This is a genomic window from Cetobacterium sp., assembly GCF_977044495.1.
Map to the genome: position 1 here is coordinate 1 of NZ_CDRRQU010000092.1, position 2,493 is coordinate 2,493.

The 2,493-nt window shown below is 30.8% G+C and carries 3 protein-coding genes; all 3 read right to left on the reverse strand.

The features are described 5' to 3' along the window. Positions 1-173: 173 nt before the first annotated feature. Positions 174-440 (reverse strand): hypothetical protein, encoded by a 267-nt coding sequence (locus ACWI69_RS12030; RefSeq protein ID WP_448822074.1) that lies wholly within the window; start codon positions 438-440, stop codon positions 174-176. Between the two features lie 95 nt (positions 441-535). Then, a complete protein-coding gene (locus ACWI69_RS12035; protein ID WP_448822075.1) occupies positions 536-1,441 on the reverse strand; it encodes a phage lytic cycle repressor MrpR family protein in 906 nt (301 codons plus the stop codon). Position 1,442: 1 nt separating this feature from the next. After that, on the reverse strand, positions 1,443-2,493 hold a 1,051-nt coding region (locus ACWI69_RS12040; RefSeq protein WP_448822076.1), incomplete at its 5' end, for a hypothetical protein.

Genomic DNA, 2,493 nt, shown 5'->3' on the forward strand with positions numbered 1-2,493 from the left:
TGAGCCAACATTGATAGTGGGACTGTTGGCTAAAATGACACCTGTAACTTTCTCAAGCTCTTTAAGTCGATCATATTTTTTATCATATTCATAATTAGAAATTAAAGAAGTATCTTCCATATAATACGCATGAGCATATACGTTTAATTCTTCCACTAATTCACGCATTTCTTTTAAAAGCACTCTTCTTCCTCCATCTTATACAAAATAATATAATCTTTATCATGGACAAATTTTTGCCCTTCCTCCATTGGAACTTCTTCATATAGATTTGGCTCCAATCTTATGTATGAGTCTCCGGTCTCTAGTCTTACTATATTTCCCTCCTCATATATATTTTCGATTACAAAGTTCATCCACCCCATTTCTGTGCCATTTATATGGCAAATTAATCCAATTTTTTCTTCAGTTCCAAAACATTCATAAAGTCTCTCTAACACTGCAATCCCTCCAATGTTCGAACGTTTGTTCGGATATTATGTTTAAATATTACCACACATAGCAAATTAAGTCAATCTATGTGTGGCATTATCCATTATAAATAATTATAAAACTTACTCTTAAGTATTCTTTTAGAATATGAATTTATACCATAATTTGAACTAACCATTTTAACATACTGTTCTTCAAAAATTTCTTCCTTTGAAACTCCATATTTTTTCATTATTCTTCTAAACTGATCTACAATTCCAGCTGTATAAAGTCGAGGTATAGTAAGATATGGCATATTCATTTCTCTTCTAAGTGCTATAAGTCTATTAGTTAATCTCAAGTTTAAGTTTTCCATTATATTGCTACGTACATTGTTCCTAGAGTTAACTATATTTCCTTCCATCTTCAATGCCAGAGCAGCTCCCGTAAAAGATATATACTCTTCTTCTTGAGAGCTAGCTATAGCTAATTCTATCAGTTCTTTTGATAAAACTCTTTTTTCCCCATTCTCAAAAGTAAGAATATTTCCATTCAGCTTATTTATTTTAGCTTGAAAAAGTTCACCTGCTTCTTCTGTTCTCACTCCCTCAAACAAAGCCAGAATCAAAAATTTATCAGAATTATTTTTAAATTTAGAAATATCTGTTAAAATTTGACTTCTATCAGGACACACTGAGCTCTCTTTGTTAAGGTACTTCTGTAAGTTTTCAACGTTCATGTTTATTTCATCATAATGATTTATATTATCTATGGAAATATTACAAGAACAGCACCAGTCGGTGTACTTCCGTAAAACACTTATATTTTTTCTTATCGCATTTACTGAAGAAGCTGAAAATGCAGACAATAGTTTATCTATTTCAGAAAAAGTAAAATCACATAAATCCTTATTAAGCAATTTTTCATAGTCTTCAGTTTTCCTAAAAAGCGCTGTAATACTTTGCGTGGTTTGTCCAAGATCTTCTACTATATAACGCATATATTCTTGCTTCCGTTCTTCGTTATACATATCACACCTCCTCAAATAAAGCTTTTATCTTATTTAATTTTGCCTCTGTAATGTTAGCGATAAGTGGTATGTCTTTTTCTAAAGCATTTTCTATTTTTTCTGCACACTCATATACATCTTTAGAAATTGATGCTCCGTATATTATTACTGGCATAGTCATATCATCAAGTATAACATCCGGATTATTCTCTTGCAGTATTTTTAAAATACTTATAATAGAAACAGCAGTCCTAATACACTGGCTTCTATTCATTTCCTTAGTATTAAGAATAAACTCCAATAATGCAAATAAAGATGCTCTATCTATTTCTCCTCTATGTGCTCTTTCAATCTTGCCTCTTACAGGACTGTCCAATGTATTGTTTAATTTATCAATAATTATATTCGTAGGGGACGATTTGTCCATAGAAGCTAAATAGTTCTTAGAAATTTTATTTCTTTTATCTTCCTGCTCAATATACTGACATGCTTTATTTTCTGAGAAATTCATGATATTCAGAATAAAATTAAACTGAAAGTCAGGGTTTTTTATTTTCGTGTTCATTGCAGCTCTAAACCGGTGAAAACCATCAATGATATCAAATTTCCCAGAATTAAGTACTAATTCAGAGTCAATTATATCAAAGTCTACATTTGGATCATCAACATTAAGATTCAAGGTCAAGGCATTAGGTACAAATTCTCCTTTGCTCATTAAGTCCTCAATGGCTTTTACAGATGTAGCAACTATGTCAATAGTATATGATATATCTTGTCCTCTACGTCTTTGCTTAAGCTGACGCTGAGTTCTTGGATTATATATTATAAGCTGCCGATCATAAAGTTCCTTTAATAAATCAATACTGATTTTTGTTACCCACTGATCTTCAGCTATTTCTATTACTGGACTTATTTTTATTGGATAAATCTCAGTTTTTCGATAATCTGCCTTCAATTTTGAAAATCTTACAATTTCTTTATCAGAGAAATATGTTTTTATTTCCATGTTTGCTCTAAAAACATTGTTAAATGCATCAATAAGCCAGTACATTTCATTATCTGGAATCTCATCT